General features: G+C 70.7%; 15 protein-coding genes and 1 tRNA gene. 9 read left to right on the top strand and 7 right to left on the bottom strand.

The annotated features are described in order from the left end of the window. The first annotated feature begins 141 nt into the window (after nucleotides 1-141). The 3 genes from ABEA33_RS05705 to ABEA33_RS05695 all read left to right on the top strand — a co-directional run bounded on the left by ABEA33_RS05705 (nucleotide 142) and on the right by ABEA33_RS05695 (nucleotide 2,788). Nucleotides 142-1,164 carry a tetratricopeptide repeat protein gene (locus ABEA33_RS05705; RefSeq protein WP_345525704.1) on the top strand — a complete coding sequence of 341 codons (1,023 nt, stop codon included), beginning with the start codon at nucleotides 142-144 and terminating at the stop codon, nucleotides 1,162-1,164. A 57-nt stretch (nucleotides 1,165-1,221) separates the two neighbouring features. After that, nucleotides 1,222-2,025, top strand: a complete 804-nt coding sequence (locus tag ABEA33_RS05700) for a PP2C family protein-serine/threonine phosphatase (protein WP_345525702.1) — start codon at nucleotides 1,222-1,224, stop codon at nucleotides 2,023-2,025. A gap of 244 nt (nucleotides 2,026-2,269) precedes the next feature. Then, nucleotides 2,270-2,788, top strand: a complete 519-nt coding sequence (locus ABEA33_RS05695) for a DUF3145 domain-containing protein (RefSeq protein WP_425577342.1) — start codon at nucleotides 2,270-2,272, stop codon at nucleotides 2,786-2,788. Nucleotides 2,789-3,098: 310 nt separating this feature from the next. On the opposite strand, the gene ABEA33_RS05690 is transcribed toward ABEA33_RS05695, so the two are convergent. The 6 genes from ABEA33_RS05690 to ABEA33_RS05665 all read right to left on the bottom strand — a co-directional run bounded on the left by ABEA33_RS05690 (nucleotide 3,099) and on the right by ABEA33_RS05665 (nucleotide 9,670). Further along, complete coding sequence (locus tag ABEA33_RS05690) at nucleotides 3,099-4,544, bottom strand: acyl-CoA carboxylase subunit beta (protein ID WP_345525701.1); 1,446 nt, start codon at nucleotides 4,542-4,544, stop codon at nucleotides 3,099-3,101. 76 nt (nucleotides 4,545-4,620) lie between these two features. Further along, nucleotides 4,621-5,871: a beta-ketoacyl-[acyl-carrier-protein] synthase family protein gene (locus ABEA33_RS05685; RefSeq protein ID WP_345525700.1), complete on the bottom strand. Its 1,251-nt coding sequence runs from the start codon at nucleotides 5,869-5,871 to the stop codon at nucleotides 4,621-4,623. Between the two features lie 26 nt (nucleotides 5,872-5,897). After that, nucleotides 5,898-6,143, bottom strand: a complete 246-nt coding sequence (locus tag ABEA33_RS05680) for an acyl carrier protein (protein WP_028645031.1) — start codon at nucleotides 6,141-6,143, stop codon at nucleotides 5,898-5,900. Between the two features lie 54 nt (nucleotides 6,144-6,197). Continuing rightward, on the bottom strand, nucleotides 6,198-7,199 hold the full coding sequence (locus ABEA33_RS05675) for a beta-ketoacyl-ACP synthase III (RefSeq protein ID WP_345525698.1): 1,002 nt from the start codon (nucleotides 7,197-7,199) through the stop codon (nucleotides 6,198-6,200). Then, nucleotides 7,199-8,383 (bottom strand): acyltransferase domain-containing protein, encoded by a 1,185-nt coding sequence (locus ABEA33_RS05670; RefSeq protein ID WP_345525696.1) that lies wholly within the window; start codon nucleotides 8,381-8,383, stop codon nucleotides 7,199-7,201. Before ABEA33_RS05670 ends, ABEA33_RS05675 begins: the two co-directional genes overlap by 1 nt. Before the next feature lie 96 nt (nucleotides 8,384-8,479). Beyond that, nucleotides 8,480-9,670 carry a PucR family transcriptional regulator gene (locus ABEA33_RS05665; RefSeq protein WP_345525694.1) on the bottom strand — a complete coding sequence of 397 codons (1,191 nt, stop codon included), beginning with the start codon at nucleotides 9,668-9,670 and terminating at the stop codon, nucleotides 8,480-8,482. Between the two features lie 146 nt (nucleotides 9,671-9,816). Here ABEA33_RS05665 and ABEA33_RS05660 point away from each other — a divergent pair, with 146 nt between their 5' ends. Beyond that, entirely contained in the window at nucleotides 9,817-10,761 is a 945-nt protein-coding gene (locus tag ABEA33_RS05660) for an alpha/beta fold hydrolase (protein ID WP_345525692.1), read from the top strand. Between the two features lie 131 nt (nucleotides 10,762-10,892). On the opposite strand, the gene aceE is transcribed toward ABEA33_RS05660, so the two are convergent. Further along, on the bottom strand, nucleotides 10,893-13,679 hold the full coding sequence (gene aceE, locus ABEA33_RS05655; protein WP_425577340.1) for a pyruvate dehydrogenase (acetyl-transferring), homodimeric type: 2,787 nt from the start codon (nucleotides 13,677-13,679) through the stop codon (nucleotides 10,893-10,895). A gap of 170 nt (nucleotides 13,680-13,849) precedes the next feature. Between aceE and ABEA33_RS05650 the strand changes: the two genes are divergently transcribed. The 5 genes from ABEA33_RS05650 (at nucleotide 13,850) to ABEA33_RS05630 (ending at nucleotide 17,426) form a co-directional block, all read left to right on the top strand. Continuing rightward, on the top strand, nucleotides 13,850-14,290 hold the full coding sequence (locus tag ABEA33_RS05650; protein WP_345525690.1) for a DUF3052 domain-containing protein: 441 nt from the start codon (nucleotides 13,850-13,852) through the stop codon (nucleotides 14,288-14,290). Nucleotides 14,291-14,367: 77 nt separating this feature from the next. Continuing rightward, nucleotides 14,368-15,975, top strand: a complete 1,608-nt coding sequence (locus ABEA33_RS05645; protein WP_345525688.1) for an AMP-binding protein — start codon at nucleotides 14,368-14,370, stop codon at nucleotides 15,973-15,975. A gap of 48 nt (nucleotides 15,976-16,023) precedes the next feature. After that, a complete protein-coding gene (locus ABEA33_RS05640; protein WP_345525687.1) occupies nucleotides 16,024-16,488 on the top strand; it encodes a peroxiredoxin in 465 nt (154 codons plus the stop codon). A 154-nt stretch (nucleotides 16,489-16,642) separates the two neighbouring features. Next, a tRNA-Val gene (locus tag ABEA33_RS05635) sits at nucleotides 16,643-16,714 on the top strand. A gap of 28 nt (nucleotides 16,715-16,742) precedes the next feature. Beyond that, nucleotides 16,743-17,426: a DNA alkylation repair protein gene (locus ABEA33_RS05630; protein ID WP_345525686.1), complete on the top strand. Its 684-nt coding sequence runs from the start codon at nucleotides 16,743-16,745 to the stop codon at nucleotides 17,424-17,426.

Here is a 17,426-nt window from a genome sequence, read left to right as displayed (position 1 = left end):
TTCAGCGCCGATGGTACTGCAACCGAGAGGTTGTGGGAGAGTAGGACGCCGCCGGACATACACTCAGTAGTAGAGGCCACCGTAAGGTGGCCTCTACTCATTTCAGCACCAACCGCAGGACCTACCCAGGAGCAGACAGTCGTGGCCGAGCAACGTCGCAATCAGCGCCCGTCAGGTGACGGACCCCGCCGAGGCGGCGGCCGCCCCACGACCGGCGGCAAGCCGGCGGGTGGCAAGCCCACCGGCGGCAAGCCCTCGAGCGGCAAGCCCGCTGCCGGCGGGAACCGCGACAAGTCTGCGAAGTCGAGCGAGCGCTCCACGAAGTGGACGCCGGACGAGGGGCGATCCACGGGCCGTGGCTCGTCGCGCAGCACCGGCCGCCCTCCTGGTGGCGGCAAGGGCCCGGACCGACGGAGCTCCGAGCGGTCGTCGGCCCCACGTGGCGGCGCCGGTCGTGACAGGGCGACCCGCACTGCCGACCAGGCGATCTACGACGGGCCGGACCTGCCGACCGAGGTGACCGGCGCCGAGCTGGACCACAGTGTGGCCGCCCAGCTGAAGGGCCTCCCCGAGAAGCTGGCCAACCGGGTGGCGCGCCACCTGGTGGTGGCCGGAATGCTCGTCGACTCCGACCCGGAGCTGGCCTACCAGCACGCACTGGCGGCGCGTGCGCGCGCGTCGCGGATCGCTGTCGTGCGCGAGGCGACGGGTGAGTCGGCGTACGCCGCGGGTCACTACGCCGAGGCGCTCGCCGAGCTGCGTGCCGCGAAGCGGATGAACGGCGCCACGGCGTACCTGCCGATCATGGCCGACTGCCACCGTGCCCTGGGCAAGCCGCAGGAGGCGCTGAAGCTCGCGAAGAGTCCGGGCGTGGCCAACTTCGGCCCCGAGGCCAAGGCCGAGATGACCATCGTCGAGGCGGGAGCACGTCGCGACCTCGGTCAGATGGACGCCGCCCTCCGCACGCTCGAGCTCGCCCCGTTGATGTCGAAGAGCCGGTCCGCCTGGGTGGTGCGCCTTCGCTACGCCTACGCCGACACGTTGGCCGCGGCCGGCCGCGAGCAGGACGCGCTCGCCTGGTTCCACCGGACGTACTCGATCGACTCCGACGAGCTGACCGATGCCGCCGAGCGTGCCGAGGCGCTGGAGAAGCAGCTCGGCTGAGGTTTCCCCGGCACCTCCCGGGGCACGATCGCTACGATCGTGCGCGAGGAGGGTGAGATGCTGCGATTCTCTGGTGCCGGCGTCAGTGATGTCGGGCGGATTCGCCCTCACAACGAGGACTCTGCCTTTCACGGCCCCTACGTCGCTGTCGTCGCTGACGGGGTGGGCGGCGCGGCCGCCGGTGAGGTGGCATCCGCGACCGCGGCGTACGTCGTCGCGGCGACGGCTCTCGCGCGGTTCGGGGACGACCCGGCCGAGGTCCTGGTGCGCGCCGTCGAGGACGCGCATGCGAGCATCCGCGCGGGTGTCGCCGCGGACCACGAGCTCGCGGGCATGGCGACGACCCTGACCGCCTTGGTGAGCGACGGGAAGCGCATCGTGCTCGGCCACGTCGGAGACAGCCGTGCCTACCGGCTGCGGGACGGCACGCTGCGCCAGATCTCGCGGGACCACACCTACATACAGCACCTCGTCGACACCGGCCAGCTCGACGCCAGCGCACGGTTCGGCCACCCGTGGAGCAACATCGTGATGCGCTCGCTCGACGGCGGGCTGGACCAGGCCCTCGACGTCACCGAGCTCGAGGTCCGGGTGGGCGACCGTCTGCTGCTGTGCAGCGACGGTCTGAGCGACCTGGTCCCCGACGACCGGATCGCCGCGGTGCTGCGGCTCGTCGACCCGCACTCGGCCTCGGCCGTCCTGACCCAGTCGGCACTGCTCGCCGGCGGAAGGGACAACATCACCGCGGTCGTGCTCGACGTCGTCGACGGCCCGTTGGTCGTGGGCGACGGGCGGCTGCTCGGCGCGCTCGCCGATGTGCGCAACGTGGTCGACCCCGCCGCGGTCCACGCCCTCCGCTGAAGGTGATCGAAGGGGAGAGCCACCTGGGCGCCTGGGCATCGCCGAGGGCGTGCTGTGGTCGCTGATGGAGCTCGGCCCCCGGCGTACCGCGCCGACACGAGCACGCACGCGCTGAACGCTGGTTTTCTCGTGCCCCATGCGCCACAATGGCTCCACAACTACATGCGTGTCACTCACACCTCGATTCATCTCCGGGAGACCGCTGGGGAAGGCGCATCTCGCGCCGGAGATGAAGGAGGACCCGGTGACCGCTAGCACTGCTATCCGCACTGCGACGAGGGGCGTCCTGTATGTCCACTCGGCGCCGTCCGCGTTGTGCCCGCACATCGAGTGGGCCGTCAGCGGTGTCCTTGGCATGCCCGTGAGCCTGGACTGGACGCCGCAGGCCGCGCAGACCGGCGCCTACCGCGCCGAGCTGTCCTGGTCCGGCGCGGCCGGCTCGGCCGCTGCCATCGCCTCCGCGCTGCGCGGCTGGGGGCACCTCCGGTTCGAGATCACCGAGGAGGCGACCTCGTCCTCCGAGGGCTCGCGCTACTCCTACACCCCCGAGCTCGGCGTCTTCCACGCCGTCACCGGTATGCACGGCGACATCATGATCCCCGAGGACCGGCTCAAGGCCGCCGTCGTCAAGGCGGCGCTCGGCGACACCACGCTCCTCAACGAGATCGACAAGCTGCTCGGCAAGCCGTGGGACGACGAGCTGGAGACCTTCCGGCACGCCGGCGACGGCGCTCCCGTGCGGTGGCTGCACCAGGTGGTCTGAGCCGGAACCAGGTCGGCTCCAGCCAGACCCGGTGCTCTCCGTCGCGATGGAGTCGCCCGTCGGGTCGCGCAGGAAGGTCTCGAGCGTCCAGTCGTCCGTCGGCGCCGCGACCCGGTAGTGGTCGACGTAGTTGGGCCGGCCCTTGCGCAGGGTGCCGTCGGAGGCGGCGGTGCTGCCGTACTCCGAGACCGCGGTTGCCGGCACCGCCATCAGACCGACGACGACGCTCGCGTCTGCCAGGCAGGCGGTCGTGCGTGTGACTCGCGTCATGCCGGGTCCAACGGGGCAGCCCCAGCGGGCTACGGCGCGCTCAGAGCGGGATGTTGCCGTGCGCGCCGCGGCGAACGCCGACCGACTGCACCGCGTCCTCGATCGCGCGGGCGATCGCCGAGCGGGTCTGCGACGGGGAGACGACCTCGTCGACGACGCCGATCTCGACTGCCTTGTCCACGCCGCCGGCGATCCGCTCGTGCTCCGCGGCCAGCTCGGCCTCGACCTGTGGCCGGATCTCGGGGGAGACCTCGGCCAGGCGACGTCGGTGCAGGATCCGGATCGCGGCGACCGCACCCATGACCGCGACCTCCGCGCCCGGCCAGGCGAACACCTTGGTCGCGCCGAGCGAGCGGGAGTTCATGGCGATGTAGGCACCGCCGTACGTCTTGCGGGTGACGAGGGTGACCCGGGGGACCACGCACTCGCCGAACGCGTGCAGGAGCTTGGCGCCGCGGCGGACCACGCCGTCCCACTCCTGGCCGACACCGGGCAGGTAGCCGGGGACGTCGACGAGCACGACGAGCGGTACGCCGAACGCGTCGCACATCCGTACGAAGCGGGAGGCCTTCTCGGCGGAGAGCGAGTCGAGGCAGCCGCCGAGGCGCAGCGGGTTGTTGGCGACGACGCCGACCGTACGGCCGCCGAGTCGACCGAGGGTCGTGACGATGTTGGGCGCCCAGCGGGCGTGCAGCTCTTGGGCGGTGCCCTCGTCGAGGATCGCCTCGACGAGCGGGTGTACGTCGTAGGCACGCTTCTTGGACTCGGGCAGGATCGCCTCGAGGTCGCTGTCTGCGACCTCGTCGACGGCCATGCTGCCCTGGGAGCCGAGCAGCGAGGCGACATCGCGGGCCCGGTCGAGGGCGTCGCGCTCGGAGTCGGCGAGGATGTGGACGACACCGGAGCGTCGGCCGTGGGGCTCGGGTCCGCCGAGGCGGAGCATGTCGACGTCCTCGCCGGTGACGGAGCGGACGACGTCCGGCCCGGTGACGAAGATGCGCCCCTCGGGACCGAGGATCACGACGTCGGTCAGGGCGGGGCCGTACGCCGCGCCGCCGGCGGCAGGGCCGAGCACGACCGAGATCTGCGGGATCTTGCCCGAGGCCTGGGTCATCACCTGGAAGATCCGGCCGACCGCGTGCAGGGAGAGCACGCCCTCGGCGAGGCGGGCGCCGCCGGAGTGCCACAGGCCGATGATCGGGATGCGGTCGGTCATCGCCCGGTTATAGGCGTCGACGACGACCCGGCAACCGAGATCACCCATGGCGCCGCCCATGACGGTGGCGTCGGAGCAGAACGCGACGGCACGGGTGCCGTCCACGTTGCCGATCGCGGCGAGCATGCCGGAGTCGTCGTCGGGGGTGATCAGCTCCAGGCTGCCCTCGTCGAAGAGCGCGGTCAGCCGGTGCACCGGGTTGCGCGGGTCCTCCTCGCGGGGGAGCTTCGCAGGCTTGCTGGACGTGCTCTGCGTGGCGGTAGCCGTCATGTCTGTCCTTCCGGGGTCCCCGCGAAGTTGTTCACGGAGGAGCGAAGCGGGGGAATGGAGAACTTCGTGGGGTGGCTCAGACCGATCCGAAGATGACGGCCACGTTGGCGCCGCCGAAGCCGAAGGAGTTGTTGAGCGCGGCGATGTCGCCCTGCGGCAGGTCCCGGACCTTGGTCGCGATGTCCAGCTCGACCTGGGGGTCCTGGTTGTCGAGGTTGATCGTCGGCGGCGAGACCCGGTGGTGCAGGGCGAGGACGGTGGCGATCGCCTCGAGCGCGCCGGCACCGCCGAGCAGGTGACCGGTCATCGACTTGGTGCTGGTCACCACGACCTCCGTCGCGTGTGCGCCGAGCGTCGCGTGCAGCATCAGGCCCTCCGCGATATCGCCCTGCGGCGTCGACGTCGCGTGCGCGTTGACGTGCGCGATGGTGGTGGGATCGATCTCGGCCTCGGCCAGCGCGCCGAGGATCGCGCGGGAACCGCCGCGGCCCTCGGGGTCGGGCTGGGCGATGTCGTGGGAGTCGGCGGTGATGCCGGCGCCGAGGACGGTTGCGTAGATCCGCGCACCGCGGGCCTTCGCGTGCTCCTCCGACTCCAGCACCAGGACGCCGGCGCCCTCGCCGAGGACGAAGCCGTTGCGGGCCGTGTCCCAGGGGCGGGATACGGCGGTCGGGTCGCCGCCGTCCTCGCCGCTGGCCGTCTTGGAGAGCGCCATCATGTTGGCGAACGCGGACATCGGCAGCGGGTGGATCGCCGCCTCGGTGCCGCCGGCGACGACGACGTCGGCGCGGCCGAGGCGGATCTGGTCGATCGCGTGGGCGATGGCCTCGTTGCCGGAGGCGCACGCCGAGACCGGCGTGATGACCGCCGCGCGCGCTCCGACGTAGAGGCTGATCTGCGCCGCGGGGGCGTTGGGCATCAGCATCGGCACAGCTAGGGGAGAGACCCGGCGCGGCCCCTTCTCCTTGAGCGTGTCGTAGTTGTCCAGCAGCGTGGTCACGCCGCCGATGCCCGAGGCCATGCAGACACCGAGTCGGTTGTTGTCGAGGTCGACGTCGACCAACCCGGCATCGGCCCAGGCCTCCATGGTAGCGACCATGGCGAACTGCGAGGAGCGGTCGAGACGGCGGGCCTTGACCCGCTCGAGGACCTCGGTCGGCTCGACCGCGATCCGGGCGGCGATCTTGACCGGCATCTGCTCGGCCCACTCATCGGTCAGGTAACGGACGCCTGAACGCCCGCTGACCAGGGCGTCCCAGGTGCTTGCCACGTCACCCCCGACGGGGGATGTGGTACCGAGACCGGTGACGACGACTCGCTTCGACATGGTGCTCCTCGCGGTGGGTGGAACGATCAGGCCTGCGCGCGCTCGATGAAGGCGACGGCGTCGCCGACGGTCTTCAGGTTCTTGACCTCGTCGTCGGGGATCGAGACGCCGAACTTCTCCTCGGCGGCGACGACGACCTCGACCATGGACAGCGAGTCCACGTCCAGGTCGTCCACGAAGGACTTGTCGAGCTGGACGTCGTCGGCGTCGATGCCGGCGACCTCGTTGACGATCTCGGCGAGGTCGGCGCGGATCTCTTCGGTGGTAGCCATCTGGCGGTTCCTTCTCTTGGTTGGGTGGTTCCGTCGGGTGGTGCGGGTGGAGCGTCAGGGGACGATGACGACCTGCGCGGCGTACGCGAGGCCGGCACCGAAGGCGATGAGCAGGGCGACGTCGCCGCTGCGGGCGTCGCCCTCCTCGATCATCCGGTCGAGGGCGAGCGGGACCGAAGCGGCCGAGGTGTTGCCCTGTTCGGCGACGTCGCGGGCGATCTTGACGCGCTCGGGGAGCTTCATGGCCCGGGCCATGGCGTCGGTGATGCGCATGTTGGCCTGGTGCGGGACGAAGACGTCGAGCTCGTCGAGGCTGACCCCGGCGCGGTCGAGGGCCTGCTGGCCGATCTTGGCCATGGCGAAGGACGCCCAGCGGAAGACCGCGTTGCCCTGCATGGCCAGGTGCGGCATGCTCGGGTGCTCGCTGGCCAGGACGTCGCGCCAGTCCTCCCGCTGCCGGATCAGGTCGAACTGCTCGCCGTCGGAGCCCCAGACGACCGGCCCGATGCCCGGGGTGTCGCTCGGGCCGATGACGGCGGCACCGGCGCCGTCGGCGAAGATGAACGCCGTTCCGCGGTCGGTGGGATCGGTGATGTCCGAGAGGCGCTCGACCCCGATCACGAGCGCGTGCCCGGCGCTACCGGCCCGGACGAAGTCGGCGGCCATCGCGACGCCGTGGCAGAAGCCCGCGCAGGCGGCCGAGATGTCGAACGCCGCCGCCTGGTTGGTGCCGAGCTCGTGGGCGATCGCGGTCGCGATGGCGGGGGTCTGGTACATGTGCGTGACGGTCGCGACGATCACGCAGTCGATCTGCTCAGGGCTGATGCCCGCACGTGCGATCGCCGTACGGGCGGCCGCGACCGACATGACCTGGACGGTCTCCTCCGGCGTGGCGAAGCGGCGCTGCTTGATGCCGGAGCGCTGCTGGATCCACTCGTCGCTGGAGTCGATCGCCTCGATCACCTCGGAGTTGGGGACGATGCGCGAGGGTCGGTAGGCACCGACGCCGAGGATCGTGGCGTGCGCGGCCCCCTGGGCGGACTTGATCGCGACCATCAGTACCCTCCCTCGGGGTGCAGACGAAGGAGGGGCTGACCGGGCGAGACCAGGTCGCCGTCGTGCACCAGCCACTCGACGATCTCGCCGCCGTGGGCGGCGGTGATGGTGGTGCGGTCGCGCAGGCTGGCGACCTCGCCGATCGTGGCTCCGGCCGTGAGCACGTCGAGCGCCTCGGCCTCGGCGGAGATGTGGAAGGTGCCCTTGGCGGGGGAGACGACCATCCGCCAGGTCGGGGTGGTGTTCATGCCCGAGGCCTCACCGTGCTTGGCGCAGAACTCGCGCGCCGCATCGAGCTGGTCGGGCGTCTTGAGGGCGAAGGTCTCGACACCCTTGAGGGCTCGCTTGGCGATCCCGGTGAGCGTGCCGGCCGGCGGCATCTCGAGGATGCCGGTGACGCCGAGGTCCTCCATCGTCTCCAGGCACAGGTCCCAGCGGACGGGGCTCGCGATCTGGCCGACGATGCGCGCGAGCACCTCACGGCCGTCGTGGATCACCTTGCCGTCCCGGTTGGAGATCACCCGGGTGCGCGGGTCGTGGACCGACACCGACCGGGCGAGCCCGGCGAGGTGGCCGACGGCGGGCTCCATGTGCTGCGTGTGGAAGGCGCCAGCGACGCTCAACGGCATCAGCCGCGCCTTGGCGGGCGGCTCGTCGGCGAAGGCCTGGAGCTGCTCGAGAGTGCCGGCGGCGACGATCTGGCCGGGGCCGTTGTCGTTGGCGGGGGTCAGGCCGTGCTTGCCGATCGCAGCGAGGACCTCCTCGCGGTCGCCGCCGAGAACGGCGGTCATGCCGGTCGGCGTCCGGCCGGCCGCCTCGGCCATCGCCTTGCCGCGTTCGCGGACCAGGACCATCGCCTGCTCGGCGGTGATCACCCGGGCGCCGGTGGCAGCCGCGATCTCCCCGACGCTGTGACCGGCGACGGCGCCGACCTGCTCGAACGCGTCGGCGGGGTGGGGGAACACCTCCAGGACTGCGACGAGGCCGGTTGCGACCAGCAGCGGCTGGGCGATCTCGGTCTGGCGGATCGTGTCGGCGTCGGCCTCGGTGCCGTAGTGGGCGAGGTCGATGCCGGCGACGGTGGACAGCCAGTCGAATCGGGACGCGAACCTCGGGTCCTCGAGCCAGGGCTTGAGGAAACCGGGAGTTTGGGCGCCTTGACCGGGAGCGACGACTACGAGCACACCTCCACTCTGCCGCGAAGCAGGTCCAGACCTCGCCTACGGCCCGCACGAAAACCATGCGCGAGTCTTTGTAGGGTTCCTACAAACAGCGGTGTGCTACGAGGTGCGGCCGGAGAGCCGCCCGAGGACCAGGGCGATCTCGAGCGTGAGGGACTCCCGGGGGTCGGTCGGCGAGAAGCCGGTCAGCTCCGAGACCTGGCGCAGGCGGTAGCGGACGGTGTTGGGGTGCACGAACAGGTCGCGGGCGGTCGCCTCGATCGAGGAGCCCTGCTGGAAGTACGACGAGATCGTCTCGATCAGGGTGCCGCGGGCGTTCGCGAGAGGGAGGTAGATCTCCTCGACCAGGTGGCGGCGGGCGTGCCCGTCGCCCGCGAGGGCACGCTCCGGAAGCAGGTCGGCGCTGCGGACCGGTCGCGGGGCCTCCGGCCAGCCCGGCGCGGCTCGGTGGGCGGCCAGGGCTGCGCGCGCCGAGATGTGCGCCTGGCTCAGGTCATCGGCCACGGGGCCGACCACCACGGGGCCGGGGCCGAACTGGTCGACGACGGCGGCGGCCGCCGCTCGGGGGTCGTCCACCCCACCGAGCAGGACGACCAGGCGGTCACCCTGCACGGCGCACAGCGCGTCCATGCCGCCGGCCCGCGCGGCCCGGCGTACCTCCTCGAAGCTCTCGCTCTCGCGGCGCTGCGCGCTCGCGCTCCCCAGCACGACCGCGACGTCGCCGCGCCCGACCCAGCCGAGGGCGCTCGCGCGGGAGAGCAGGGCCTCGTCGGCGTCGGAGCGCAGCACCGCGTCGACGACGAGGGCCTCCAGGCGGGCGTCCCAGGCGCCCCGGACCTCGGCGGCGCGAGCGTAGACCTCGGCGGTGGCGAACGCGACCTCACGGGCATAGCGGAGTACGGCGGCGCCGATGTCGGCCGCGTCGGCGGGGTCGAGCAGTTCCTCGATGTTGGCCTCGACCACCTCGATCGAGAGCCGGACCAGGTCGACGGTCTGCTGGAGGTTGATCACGCCGGCCAGGGCGCGGGGTGCCACGCCGAAGACGGACGAGACCATCTCACCGCCCGCGGGGGCGGGCTGGTCGCCGGCGAGCCGGTACCAGTCCACGAAGCCCCGGATGCCGGCCTGCACGATGCTCGACACCCAGGAGCGGTCCTCGGCGCTGAGGGCGCGGAACCATGCCATGTCCTGGTCCATCCGGGCCGTCGCCGCCGTGGCGAGCGCGCCGGTCGCCCGCTGCAGCGCCTCAGCGGCACGCTCGTGCGACGACGAGGCGGAGGGGGTAGCCACCCCGAGAGGCTATTGCACCCGGCGCCGAATCGTGATGGCGACGTTAAACCCCGGTAAATCAAGGGGATCGGGCGCCGAAAGCTCCGAAGGGTCTGGTTGAATCGCCACTTACCCCCTCTTCCGGGACGCTCAGCATCGGAGGCGCCGTGTCCGACCGTGACGACCTGCAGTTCGTGACCATCCACGGACACCGCCGGGCGTACGTGCGTGCCGGCACCGGCCCCGTCGTACTCCTGCTCCACGGCCTCGGCTGCGACCACACCACGTGGGACCCGGTCATCGAGTCCCTGAGCCGGCGCTACACGGTCATCGCGCCCGACCTCCTCGGCCACGGCGAGTCGGACAAGCCTCGCGCCGACTACAGCGTCGGCGGCTATGCCAACGGCATGCGCGACCTGCTGACGGTCCTGGGGATCGACAAGGTCACCGTGATCGGGCACAGCTTCGGCGGTGGCGTGGCGATGCAGTTCGCCTACCAGTTCCCCGAGCGCACCGAACGACTGATGCTGGTGTCGTCCGGTGGTCTCGGGCCGGAGGTGTCCCCGGCGATCCGAGCGATCACGACGCCCGGGTTTCACGAGGTGATGGGCGTGCTGACCCTGCCCGGCGTGCGCCACGTCGGCATCGCTGGCATGCGCGCGCTCTCCACCCTCGGCTGGAAGTCGACCCGCGACCTCGACGAGGTGGCGGCGGTCTTCGACACCTTCAAGGACCCGGCCGCACGGCACGCGATCCGGCACGTCGTACGCGCCGTGGTCGACTGGCACGGCCAGATCGTGACGATGTCCGACCGGGCCTACCTCACCGAGGAGATGGCGCTGTGGGTCGTCTGGGGGCGTGACGACCGGGTGATCCCGGTGCGGCACGCCTCGCTGGCCGCCCGCTTCGCGCCGAGCGCACGCGTCGAGGTGATCCCCGACGCCGGGCACTTCCCACACAAGGACCACCCCCACCGCTTCAGCCGCATCGTGCACGACTTCATCCGCTCGACCGAGCCGGCGAAGTACTCCCGGGCTCGTTTCCGCGCGTTGCTGAAGAACGGCACCGAGGCCGCTGCGCCGGCGACGCTGCGGGTCGTGGCAGACGCCTGACTGAGCCGGTGCTCGAGCTTGTCGAGACCCCCGCGGCGTGCGTAGGGCGGTGACCGTGGTGGTCACCGCACTATGCACGTTTCCGGGGTTTCGAGGCTCGGGCCTGGCGGCCCTCGCACCTCAACCAGCGACTATGCCGCCCCGCCTTCTTGCTTCACGTCGGCGACGGCCGTCGGGTCGTCGATCCGGTAGCGGGCGAAGGCCTCCTCGACCTTGTGCCGCTCGATCTGGCCGGCGTCCGCCAGTGCCTGGAGGGTCTGCACGACCACCGACTGCGCGTCGATGTGGAAGTAGCGACGCGCGGCGGGACGGGTGTCGGCGAAGCCGAATCCGTCGGCACCGAGCACGCGGTAGTCCGCGGGCACCCACCGGGCGATCTGGAGAGGTACGGCGCGCATGTAGTCGGACACCGCGATGACCGGACCCTGGGCGCCCGACAGCTTGTCGCTGACGTACGCCGTCCGCGGGCTCTCGCCCGGGTGCAGCAGGTTCCACTCCTCGGCCGCGACGGCGTCGCGGGCCAGCTCGTTCCACGAGGTGACCGACCAGGTGTCCGCCTGGACGCCCCACTCCTCGGCGAGGAGCCGCTGCGCCTCCTTGATCCACGGGAAGCCGACGCCGGAGGCGAGCAGCTGGGCCCGGGGCCCCTCACCCTCGGCCGACGACACGTGGTGGAGACCCTTGAGGATGCCCTCCGCGTCGACGTTGTCGGGCTCGGCCGGCTGAGCGACCGGCTCGTTGTAGACGGTGACGTAGAAGATCACGTCCTCCGCGTCCTCGCCGTACATCCGCTGGAGGCCGTTCTGCATGATGTGGCTGACCTCGTAGGCGAACGCCGGGTCGTAGTGCACGACCGCGGGGTTGGTCGCCGCGAGCAGCGGGGAGTGCCCGTCGGCGTGCTGCAGTCCCTCACCCGTGAGCGTGGTGCGGCCGGCGGTGGCGCCGATCAGGAAGCCGCGCGCGAGCTGGTCGGCCATCGCCCAGATCGAGTCGCCGGTGCGCTGGAACCCGAACATCGAGTAGAAGATGTAGAACGGGATCATGTGCTCGCCGTGGGTGGAGTACGCCGAGCCGGCGGCGGTCGCCGAGGCCATGGCGCCGGCCTCGGAGATGCCCTCGTGGAGCATCTGGCCCTGGGCCGACTCCTTGTAGGAGAGCAACATATTGCGGTCGACCGACTCGTACTGCTGCCCGGCCGGGTTGTAGACCTTCGCGCTCGGGAACATCGCGTCCATGCCGAACGTGCGGTACTCGTCCGGGGCGATCGGCACGATGCGCTTGCCGATCTCGGGATCCTTCATCCAGTCCTTGAGCAGACGGACGACGGCCATGGTCGTGGCGACCGAGTTCTTGCCGGAGCCCTGCTTGAGCTCCTTGTACATGCCGTCGCCCGGCAGCTGGAGCGGCTTGGCCCGCAGCACCCGCTTGGGCAGCGACCCGCCGAGCTGCTTGCGGCGGTCGAGCATGTACTCGATCTCGGGTGCGTTGGCGCCCGGGTGGAAGAACGGCGCGCCGCCGGTCTCCTCGTAGGAACGCTCGAGGTCGCGGTCGGAGATCGGCAGGTAGAGGCGGTCCCGGAACTTCTTGAGGTCGTCCTGGGTCAGCTTCTTCATCTGGTGGGTGGCGTTCCTGCCCTCCAGCGCGTCGATCGTCCAGCCCTTGATCGTCTTCGCCAGGATCACGGTCGGCTGGCCGACGTGCTTGGTGGCGGCGTCGAAGGCGGCGTACACCTTGCGGTAGTCGTGGCCACCGCGCGGCAGCTTCTCGATCTGCTGGTCGCTCATGTGCTCGACCATCTTGCGCAGCCGCGGGTCACCGCCGAAGAAGCTCTCGCGCACGTAGGCGCCGTCCTCGGTGGAGTAGGTCTGGAAGGCGCCGTCGGGGGTGGTGTTCATCTTGTTGACGAGCACACCGTCGACGTCGCGGGCGAGCAGCGGGTCCCAGCCCTGGCCCCAGACGACCTTGATGACGTTCCAGCCGGCGCCGCGGAAGTTGGCCTCGAGCTCCTGGATGATCTTGCCGTTGCCGGTGACCGGTCCGTCGAGCTGCTGCAGGTTGCAGTTGATGACCCAGGTGAGGTTGTCGAGCTCCTCGCGGGCAGCGATCCGGATGGCACCGAGCGACTCGGGCTCGGCCATCTCTCCGTCGCCGAGGAAGGCCCATACGTGCTGGTCGCTGGTGTCCTTGACGCCACGGTTGGCCAGGTAGCGGTTGAAGCGCGCCTGGTAGATCGAGTTGATGCCGGTGAGGCCCATCGAGACGGTCGGGAACTCCCAGAACTCCGGCATCAGGCGCGGGTGGGGGTACGACGACAGCCCGGCGTGCGGCCCGTGCTGGACCTCCTGGCGGAAGCGGTAGAGCTGCTCCTCGGTCAGGCGGCCCTCCAGGAACGCGCGGGAGTAGATGCCGGGGGAGGCGTGGCCCTGGATGTAGATCTGATCGCCGCCGCCGGGGTGGTCCTTGCCGCGGAAGAAGTGGTTGAAGCCGACCTCGTAGAGGCTCGCCGACGACTGGTACGTCGCGATGTGGCCGCCGACCTCGAGCCCCTTGCGGTTGGCGCTGGAGACCATGACGGCGGCGTTCCACCGGATGAACGCCCGGATCCGGCGTTCCGCCTCCTCGTCACCGGGGAACCACGGCTCCCGCTCGGGCGGGATCGTGTTGATGTAGTCGGTGCTCCGCAGGGCGGGCACGCCGACCTGCATCTCGCGCGCTCGCTCCAGTAGGCGGAGCATGACGTAACGGGCGCGTTCGCGGCCCCGTTCGTCGACGAGCGAGTCGAAGGAGTCGATCCAGTCACTGGTCTCGTCCGGGTCGATGTCTGGCAGCTGGGTGGGCAAACCTTCGTGGATGACGGTCGGGATCGTGCCGCTCCGCTTGGTGTCCGTGCCAGAAGTGGGGGTGATTTCTTCGGTCACGTGCTCATCCTTGCACTCGCTCCCACAGGGCAAAATCTACCCACCAGTACGTCCCGTATCCGGTCATGGTTGTGGACACGGGTTGCGGTCCCGGTCGAACTCCGGTGGACTACTCCCCACTTCGAAGCGTTGCGGCACCCTGCCGCGCAGAAACTGACTGGAGGCGTCCGTTGAGCTCGACCCCGGGTGGTCGGTCCACCCAGACCGACCCTGAGTCCACTCCGGCCGACCGGCTCGGCTTCAAGCCGGGCCTGGTTGTCCAGGAGCTGGGTTGGGACACCGACACCGATGACGAGCTCCGCGTCTCCATCGAGGACCGCATCGACGCCGACCTGGTCGACGCCGACTACGGCAACGTCGTGGACGCCGTGCTGCTGTGGTGGCGCGCCGAGGACGGCGACCTCGTGGACGGCCTCGTCGACGCACTGACCGACCTCGTCGGTGGCGGCGCCATCTGGCTCCTCACCCCGAAGGTCGGCCGTCCCAGCGCCGTTGACCCCGCCGACATCGCGGAGGCGGCCCCGATCGCGGGCCTGGCGCAGACGACCACCGCGGCCGTGAGCAAGGACTGGTCCGCGACCCGGCTGGTCGCTCCCAAGACCCCGGCGTAGCGTCGGTCACGTCGCCGGGACGTATCCGGTTCCAGCTCGTTGGGACCGAGTCCCGATCCCCGGCTGGAAGGGTTGACGTGCCCGCACTCCCGCAAGTTCGCGCAGGCCTGGCAGCAGGCGGTACGACGGTGAAGGTCCTCGGTCGAGCCGGAGTCTTGCGGCCGCACAGCCCGCTCGCGCTGGCGAAGGCAGGCAAGGCGCTCAAGGACTGGGGACTCGGCCCCGCGGGCGGCTTCACCGCCGCCGCGCTGCTCGACCCGCACCGGACCGCGATCATCGACGAGCTCGGGTCCCTGACGTACGACGAGGTGCACCGCCGCTCCAACGCGCTGGCCCGGTCCCTCGCCGATCTCGGCGTCTCGGCCGGCGACGGGGTGGCCGTGATGTGCCGCAACCACCGCGGCTTCGTCGACGCGAGCATCGCGACCGCCAAGCTCGGCGCCGACATCCTCTACCTCAACACCGCCTTCGCCGGCCCGCAGCTGGCCGACGTCATCGAGCGGGAGCGGCCCCGGGTGGTCGTGCACGACGAGGAGTTCAGCGAGCTGCTCGCGGGCGCCGACGTCGCCGAGCGGGTGCTGGCCTGGACCGATGGTCCGACCGACGCGCCGACACTCGAGTCGCTCATCGAGGCCAGCCGCGACGACGACGTCCCGCCCGCCGGTCGCAACGGGCGGATCGTGATCCTGACGTCCGGCACCACCGGGACGCCGAAGGGCGCGCCACGCAGCGAGGCCGGGGTCGAGGCCGCCGTCTCGCTGCTGTCGCGGATGCCGCTGCACTACGGCTGGCGCACCCACATCGCCGCCCCGCTCTTCCACACCTGGGGCTTCGCCCACCTCGCCCTCGCCATGTTGCTCGGCTCGACGATGGTGCTGCGCCGCACGTTCGATCCCGAGGCGTTCCTGGACGTCGCCGAGGCCGAGCGCTGCGACTCGATCGTGGTGATCCCGGTGATGCTCCAGCGGGTGATGGGGCTGCCCGAGGAGACGCTCGCGCGCTACGACCTGTCGAGGGTCCGGGTGGTCGCCTCCTCCGGCTCTGCGCTGCCGGGCGACCTCGCGCTCGAGTGGATGGACCGGTTCGGCGACAACCTCTACAACATGTACGGCTCGACCGAGGTGGCCTACGCCTCGATCGCCACCCCGGAGGACCTGCGGGCCGCGCCGTCGGCGGCCGGCAAGCCGCCGTACGCGACCACCGTGAAGATCCTCGACCCGGACGGCCGACCGCTGCCGCTGGGGGAGACGGGGCGGATCTTCGTCGGCAACGGGCTGCTCTTCGAGGGCTACACGGGCGGGGGCGGCAAGGAGGTCGTCGACGGCCTGATGTCGACCGGCGACGTCGGGCACTTCGACCAGGACGGACGGCTGCACGTGGTCGGTCGTGACGACGAGATGATCGTGTCCGGCGGGGAGAACGTCTTCCCCAAGGAGGTCGAGGACGCCCTGATGCGGCACGCCGCCGTGGTCGAGGTTGCTGCCGTCGGTGTCGACGACCGCGAGTTCGGCAAGCGGCTGCGCGCGTACGTCGTGGTGCGGGGCCCGGTCAGCGAGGACGAGCTCAAGGCCCACGTGAAGGACAACCTGGCCCGCTTCAAGGTGCCACGTGAGATCGTCTTCATCGACGAGCTGCCCCGCAACGCGACCGGCAAGGTGCTCAAGCGCGAGCTCGCCTCCGACTGAGCCCTGCCGATTGAGGGGCTGTCCTTGCCCAGTGACAGGATTGGGGTCATGACCGGACTCGAGCTCGGTGGCCCAGCGCCCGACTTCATGCTGCGCGACCAGTTCGGCCAGGACGTCTCGCTGTCGTCGTACCGCGACAAGAAGGCGGTCGCGATCCTCTTCTACCCCTACGCGTTCTCCGGTGTCTGCACCGGAGAGATGGCCGGGGTGCGCAACCGCCTCGACGAGTTCCTGACGTTCGAGACCGAGGTGCTGGCGATCTCGTGCGACCCCGTCTACTCGCTGCGTGCGTTCGCGGACCAGGACGGGCTGAACTTCCCGCTGCTCTCCGACTTCTGGCCGCACGGCGAGGTCGCCCGCGCGTTCGAGGTCTTCGACGAGGCCAAGGGCTGCCCGCGGCGCTCGTCGTACGTCGTCGACAAGCAGGGTCTGGTGCGCTGGGCGGTCCACAACGCGATGCCCGAGGGCCGCGACCTCGACGAGCACCTGCGCCAGCTCGCGGCTGCTGTCTAGACAGCGCTCACAGGTTCTCCACAACTATCGCCGAACGGCAGACAACATCGCCGCCGGGCCCTAGTCTCATGCTCGTTGAACCGCAGGTGACCCGAGACGCCTGCGGTTCAACTTCATTTCTGGGGCACTTCGTGCGTAGTCTTTGCCGCGCTCCGGGCGTATAGCTCAGCGGTAGAGCACCTCCCTTACAAGGAGGTGGTCGGGGGTTCGATCCCCTCTGCGCCCACCGAACAGCCGCGTCGCATGATGGGACCGTGACTGAGGACCTCGTGACCGCCGTCCGGGCCGCGCTCGCGGCCGGCGGCGATCCGGAGAAGGCCGCCCAGCAGCAGCGGTACATGAAGTCGACGCTGCCCTACCGTGGCTACACCGCGCCCGAGCTGAAGGCGCTGCTGCGCCCGCTCCTCGCGTCGTACGAGCCCGTAGACCGGATGGCGTGGGAGAGCGCGGTCGGGGCGCTGTGGGACGGCGCGACCCACCGTGAGGAGCGGTACGCCGCGCTCGCGGTCGCCCGGCACCGCAGGGCACGGGGGTGGCTGGCGCCCGAGTCGCTGCCGCTCTTCCGGCACCTGGTCGTCACGGGGGCGTGGTGGGACCTGGTCGACGAGACCGCGCAGCACCTGGTGCGCCCGGCCCTGGTCGCGCACCGGGCGGCGCTCACGCCGGTGCTGCGGGCGTGGGCGAGCGACGAGGACCTGTGGGTACGACGGACAGCGGTGATCTGCCAGCTCGGACTCAGGACGAAGACCGACACCGACCTGCTCCGTCACGCGATCGACGTGAACGTCGACGACCCGACGTTCTGGCTGCGCAAGGCGGTCGGCTGGGCGCTGCGTGACTACGCGCGCACGGACCCCGACTGGGTGCGAGCCGAGGTCTCCCGGCACGGCGACCGGATGGCCGGGCTCTCACGTCGTGAGGCGCTGAAGCATCTGTGA

Source organism: Nocardioides endophyticus, from assembly GCF_039543845.1.
Taxonomy (GTDB): Bacteria; Actinomycetota; Actinomycetes; order Propionibacteriales; family Nocardioidaceae; genus Nocardioides; species Nocardioides endophyticus.
The sequence above is the reverse complement of the archived record's forward strand: the minus strand, read 5'-3'. Positions and strand labels throughout refer to the sequence as shown.

Coding starts and splice junctions, on each gene's coding strand:
- ABEA33_RS05700 (WP_345525702.1), top strand. CDS start 1,222: ATGCTGCGATTCTCTGGTGCCGGCGTCAGTGATGTCGGGCGGATTCGC.
- ABEA33_RS05690 (WP_345525701.1), bottom strand. CDS start 4,544: ATGACGGCTACCGCCACGCAGAGCACGTCCAGCAAGCCTGCGAAGCTC.
- ABEA33_RS05685 (WP_345525700.1), bottom strand. CDS start 5,871: ATGTCGAAGCGAGTCGTCGTCACCGGTCTCGGTACCACATCCCCCGTC.
- ABEA33_RS05680 (WP_028645031.1), bottom strand. CDS start 6,143: ATGGCTACCACCGAAGAGATCCGCGCCGACCTCGCCGAGATCGTCAAC.
- ABEA33_RS05675 (WP_345525698.1), bottom strand. CDS start 7,199: ATGGTCGCGATCAAGTCCGCCCAGGGGGCCGCGCACGCCACGATCCTC.
- ABEA33_RS05640 (WP_345525687.1), top strand. CDS start 16,024: ATGACCGGACTCGAGCTCGGTGGCCCAGCGCCCGACTTCATGCTGCGC.